The sequence below is a fragment of the Microcoleus sp. B4-C2 genome (genome assembly GCF_036705265.1).
Classification (GTDB): Bacteria; Cyanobacteriota; Cyanobacteriia; order Cyanobacteriales; family Microcoleaceae; genus Microcoleus.
The window spans coordinates 7,584-13,781 of record NZ_JAUBUB010000137.1; the positions used below are offsets into that span (position 1 = coordinate 7,584).

At 50.0% G+C, this 6,198-nt stretch carries 2 protein-coding genes; one reads left to right on the plus strand and one right to left on the minus strand.

What is annotated here, in order from left to right; all coding sequences use genetic code 11:
• Positions 1-2,650: S8 family serine peptidase (locus tag QUB20_RS26490; RefSeq protein ID WP_333291771.1), on the minus strand; the 2,650-nt coding region annotated here is incomplete at its 3' end.
• Between the two features lie 659 nt (positions 2,651-3,309).
• Here QUB20_RS26490 and QUB20_RS26495 point away from each other — a divergent pair.
• Positions 3,310-6,123, plus strand: a complete 2,814-nt coding sequence (locus QUB20_RS26495; protein WP_333246856.1) for a chloride channel protein — start codon at positions 3,310-3,312, stop codon at positions 6,121-6,123.
• Positions 6,124-6,198 lie beyond the last annotated feature (75 nt).

Below are 6,198 nucleotides of genomic sequence, written 5' to 3' on the forward strand. Positions count from 1 at the left end.
TTGGAGTTGGTGTTTCCGGAGTTGGAGTTGGTGTTTCCGGAGTTGGAGTTGGTGTTGCCGGAGTTGGAGTTGGTGTTTCCGGAGTTGGAGTTGGTGTTTCCGGAGTTGGAGTTGGTGTTGCCGGAGTTGGAGTTGGTGTTGCCGGAGTTGGAGTTGGTGTTGCCGGAGTTGGAGTTGGTGTTTCCGGAGTTGGAGTCGGTGTTGCCGGAGTTGGAGTCGGTGTTGCCGGAGTTGGAGTCGGTGTTTCCGGAGTTGGAGTCGGTGTTGCCGGAGTTGGAGTCGGTGTTGCCGGAGTTGGAGTCGGAACCGGGAGAATGTCACTACCAAGCAGGTTGCCGACGTTTAGGAAGCGGCCGCTACCAGGCAAGTAAAAGTCTTCAATGGTCAAATCAAGTCTTGATTCTACCTTGCCGTCAGCATTCAAGTCGATCAGCAAATTGTTACCTTTTTTGGCAATCCCGTACTGCCCTACTGCCAGGGTTTTTGTCAGGGTGGCGTTGTTGAGGATTAAATTATTGGCGGCGCCACCAACATTTTTAATTCTGCTGCCTCCGGCTGTCAGGGCATCGAGGATGTAAGTAGTGTCTCCCATGCTTCCCACTAGGGAGTCGCTACCGCCGCCGCCCCAGAGGGTGTCGCCGGTACCGGAGGCGACGAGGGTGTCGTTGCCGCCGCCGCCCCAGAGGGTGTTGGCTGCTTCGTTGCCCACTATTGAGTCATTTCCTGCGCCAGCAAAGGCATTTTCGATGATGCTGCCGGGGGCGATGGTCAGGGTTTGAGGAGGGAGTTTGTCGCCTGTGACTGTGCGGCCTGGTAGGGTACTTTTTCCACCGGGCGCTAGGTCGATAATAACGTCGTCAGTGATGGCGGCAACGTTGATGATGTCGTTGCCGTCGTTGGTGTCGGTGAGAGTTTTGCGAGTAGCATCGGTGAAACTTGCGAACTCGTTGGTGTAAATGTAGGTGTTGTCGGTAATGATGTCGTCGCCGTACAGCCGTAAAGTTGCGCCTTTGAGTTGGCCAGTGTTATTTTGAGTGGTATTTTCGGGGTCGGGAGTGGCGCTATTATCTGAAATGTTCAGCGTCCAATCGCCAAGGCCGGTTTCTCCCCAGTGGCGGGCGCTGCTGAAGGTGTAGTTGAGGGTTGGGCCTTTGAAACCGTAGTCAGCTTTGGTACCGTCAGCCTGATTTACCTGGGTGTAGTAAGGGACACGATCGAGAATTATACTCTCGGTTTTATCGGGAGATGTCAGCTTGACTACTAAGTCTTGAAATTGACCGTGCTCGATATTCAAGTCTAGTTCGAGCTTGTCGATGTTGATGCCTGAATCGAACTTGAAAGTTTGAGTAATTCCTGTAGAGTTATTGTCAGGAATCTCTATCGGTGTTGGCAGGGTCAAATTGACAAGTTTAGATTTCTCATTATTAATTGCCGCAGTTGCCGCTTCATTTTTGGCAGGTCCCGATCGCGGTTGCCAAGTTTCAGCCAAACGCACTGCTGCTGTGGCATCGACTAATCCGAAGCCGTAGTCGTGATTGACATGGAGTCCGCCGCCGTTCCAGTTTTTAGCACCGTTAAAGGTCCAAGTATCTTTCGGAATTTTCCCACCTGCATACTGTGTGCTTGCAACCGATTGATTATCGGGGTCATTTTTGCGGGCGGAGTAAGCAAGGATTTCCTGAACGTCGCGGTAGCCGAGTTTGGGATTGGCTTGCAGGATTAACGCTGCAACTCCCGAAACCATCGGCGTTGCTGCTGACGTGCCACTAAAGTCGTTGGTGTAGTTGGAGTTGGGAAAGTTTCCCCTATTTTTTGCTGTGTCGTCTGTGTTGTAGCCATCCTTGCCAGTACGATCGACGGTAGCGATACTGGCGGGGCTGTCGCCGAAGGCTGAGACGAGAAGCGACGCACCTGGAGTGCTGTATGGGGCAACAACTCCCTTATTGTCGATCGCTGCTACGACAATTACATCGCGGCTGTTTGATACACGGCTTAAGTTGGCATTGCTCCCCCGCTGTTGTGGTTCTGCTGCCGCGTTTGGGTTAACGTATTCGCGAAAGTTTCCCGCGCCAAAGGCAAATACTGTCCCCAAACCCTTGCGGCCGGTTTCAACAGCCTTGTGGATGGCGTTAACCAGGGCGTCCTGGTTAAGAAAGCTGAACTCATAGGCCCAGCTATTGTTGGAAACGTCGAAGTTAGCCTGCCTCTCTAAACTACTGCCAATAGCCGTACCGGTAAATTTGAAGCCCGCGATGTTTGCTTCGTAAGCAATACCCACTGTACCGACATTGTTTCTTCTAGCTCCGATAATGCCAGCTACAGCCGTACCGTGATTGTCGTTACCCGTCGGTGGAAAGGGGCCCCCTAAGTTGTCTGGCAGGGAAAGCGATTGATTGAAGTTGCCTGCAAAATCTTCGTGGTTGCCGTCGAGGCCGTCATCAACGACACCTACTTTGATGTCTTTGCCTGTGTAGAACGGCCACAAAGGCAGTACATTCAGGTCAATACCGGGAGTGCCTGCGGTGCCAATATTATTCTCTACTCTCTGTCCTGTGTTGAACAGCCACCACTGCTCTTGAAATAACCGCCGATCGTTGGGATCTTTTCGGTCTGCATTTAACTCTTTCAGCAATTTGGATAGATCGGTCATAACAAGGCTCCCCTGATAATTTTCTTAACTGTTTCTGAAAGCGATCGGGGATGCGTGGAGAAGGCGATCGCATCGGTTTATAGATTAGATCGCCTTCTCCCGCATCCCCCCTAAGATAGATTTTGTCATAAATTGGTGGCGATCGCTCAACTAATTCCCAGGAAAAAAAATTAGCTGTTACAGTTCACAAATATCCAACTGCATATAGAACCCAAGCGATCGCGGCTTGAGTTTCGCTATCTCTATTATTTCTGCGGGCGGCTGTTTGTAGAAGTCGGAAAAGTCGGATCTTCCAGTCGGATAAGTCGGAAAAGTCGGATCTTTGGCGATGAGGGCGGTTGAGGGTTGACTTTTGAGGGTTGTTGTGTAACTGGAATTGAAGAGGGCAAAAGGGCGAAAGAATCCTCACCAAAGTGAATCTCAACAAATCAGGGAAGTAGTTCTTCGGTACTTGTTATGGTAAATGGACTCCTGTGAGCCCTTCGACTGCTTGCGAGCGATCGCTCGCAATATATCAAATTGGTTCTATAAACCTATAGAATTAATCAGGGTTTATTTGCGGGCACCTCCGGTTAAAAATTAGTTATATTTTGCCAAGTCGAAGGATTTTTCGCTAAAGTGCGATCGAGCAGACAATTCTCAGGTCATCTACGCTATTTATGCCGTACATAACTATCCCTAAACAATTTAGGGAACCTTCCAGGGTCATCAAATCTCAACTTTTTTTACGGCCCAAACGCCTAGCCATTTTTGAAGCTTGTCTGATCGGTTTAATTTCAGGACTCGCTGGGGTTTTGCTAAAGTCAGGAGTCGGATGGCTCGGCAGTTGGCGAGTTGCTACCTCGACATTAATCCCAGCTTGGATATTACTGCCCAGCGTCGGTTTATGCGGCGGGTTGCTGACAGGTTTCTTGGTTGAGCGTTTTGCTCCCGAAACTGCCGGCAGCGGCATTCCTCACGTCAAAGCTGCTCTTGGCGGAGTCAATCTTTCCTTAGATTTACGAGTAGCTGTCGCCAAACTTCTGACGACTATTTTAGCAGTTGGTTCCGGTTTAACTTTAGGCAGGCAAGGCCCGACTGTGCAAATAGGAGCATCTTTGGCCGGCTGGATAGGTCACTTGATGCCTACTTCCCCAGACTACCGCAGACAATTGATTGCTTGCGGTGCTGCTGCGGGATTGGCTGCTGGTTTCAATACTCCCATTGCAGGAGTTTTGTTTGTAGTTGAAGAACTGCTGCACGATGTTTCGGGATTGACTTTAGGGACTGCAATTATCGCTTCATTTATCGGTGCAGTTGTCTCGCAGCTTTTGGGCGGCGATAGTTTAAATTTGAACCTTCGCGCGTACCAAACCAGTTTTGATGCTCAGGAAATCCCGTTTTATATACTGTTAGGAGTTTTAGCGGGATGGCTGGGAGCTTTGTTCACCAAAGGGATTATGGCTAGCTTGCAATTTAACAGGCGATCGCTCAAATTAGCTTTGCCTGTACGAATGGCTCTAGCTGGCTTAACCTGCGGTTTAGTAATAGGTTTTCTTCCAGAAACTTTCCGCAACAATACGGGTTTGCGGGAGTTTTTGCTGACTGGCGAAGCAAGCGGCATAACGAGTTTAATTGCTTTTATAGCTCACTTTTTTCTGACAATTATTTCCGCTGCTTCTGGAGCTCCGGGAGGATTGTTTTCCCCGGCCCTAGTTATGGGTTCTGCACTCGGTCACATGGTGGGAATTGTGCAGGCAGATTCCCTGGGTGTCGGTTTGCCGGTAACTTACGCTTTGGCGGGAATGGGAGCGTTTTTTTGTGCGGTTTCTAGGGCGCCGATTACTGCGGTAGTGATTGTGTTTGAAATTACGGCGGATTTCAAATTAGTGCTGCCTTTGATGATCTGTTCTGTAGTTGCTTATTTGGTGGCGGAAAAGGTGGACAGTGGCTCTTTTTACGATCGCCTTTTGGAGTTTAACGGCATTCAACTGACAAAGGCAAAAGCTGCCAGCAATACTTTGAGCGACTTGCACGCAGATGACGTGATGCAGCGCCGAGTTGAAACTCTTTCGAGTCTGCTGACTTTCGATGAAGTGATGCAGGCTTTTTCGCGATCGCACCACCGAGGATTTCCAGTAGTTGAAGATGGCAAATTAGTCGGAATTGTCAGTCAAACCGATTTGGCAAATGCCAGCGATCGCAATTTGTCCGGCAACTCGCTGCTTAAAGAATTTATGACTGTAGGGCCGATCGCAGTCAAAGCAAGGGATACTTTAAGCGAGGTATTGTACAGGCTCAACAACTACAATATCAGCCGCTTGCCAGTCGTAGAAGGCCGGCGTTTGGTGGGAATTATTACCCGCAGCGACATTATCCGAGTTGAATCCGATCGCCTCACCGGAGAAACAACCCAGGGCCCGCATCCAGAACCTTCCTATGTTGTCTATCAAACCAGGGCTCCGCAAGTCGGAAACGGCCGCTTATTAGTGCCGCTTTCCAACCCCCAAACAGCACCCGCTTTGCTGCGGCTGGCGGCGGCGATTGCGCGCGATCGTAATTACGAATTAGAATGCCTGCAAATCATCATAGTACCGCGCAACAGTTCCCCCTCCGAAAGCGCAGTGCGGACAACCAAAAGCCGCCGCCTGCTACAACAAGCCGAGCGAATTGTTCGCAATTTGAACTTGCCAGTACACACCCAAATACGGGTAGCTCACGACGTGCCTAACGCGATTTTGGAGACAATTAAGGAGCGACATATCGATTTGATTTTGATGGGCTGGCAAGGCGAATTATCCACAAAAGAACGCATTTTTGGTGATGTGGTGGATACCGTAATTCGGCAAGCAGGCTGCGAGGTTATTTTGGTGAAGTGGAGCGAAAAACTATTAGCAACACGCAAGAAAAATGAGTTTTCTGCCACTTTCAGCGGGCGGAAATATACCTCTATAGAATGGGAGTTAAATCCCGAAAAAGTTGACGGCGCAGATAATCCCCCATTGGCGATATCCTCAGATTCATCAGCGAATCCAGAGACTGAACTTTCCCCGCCGAATTCAGACATTCCAGCCCCAGAATTGGGACTGCACACGCTGATGGGTTTGCACCGCTGGTTGGTGCCTATTCGCGGCAGTTACAAGCAAGCTGCGGCTTTGCGGCTGCTACCTGCTTTGGTGGCTGCGAGTGCTGTACCGGAGATTAAATTGTGTCAGGTTCATCAGCCTTCTGTTGCAGAACCCGATCGCGGAGAATTAAAGCAAGCAGCGGAGTTTATCAAGCGCAGGGTTAGCTGTTCGATAATAGCGACTTCGGTTTGCGCTAAATCGGTTTCTGATGCTTTAATTGATTTGGCTCAGAACGATCAGTGCGATGCGATCGTCCTGGGAGCAAGCCGTGAAGGGCTGCTGAAGCAGGTGATTCACGGGAATATCCCGGAAGCTGTGGCGCGCGGGTGCGACTGTACAGTCATTTTAGTGCGATCGGCCTCTTAGGAATGAGAATTAAATAACTTCCACAAGTTTGTGGGATGGGCGTCCCGCCCGTCTTTTTTGGACGGGCGGGACGCC

Coding starts and splice junctions, on each gene's coding strand:
- QUB20_RS26495 (WP_333246856.1), top strand. CDS start 3,310: ATGCCGTACATAACTATCCCTAAACAATTTAGGGAACCTTCCAGGGTC.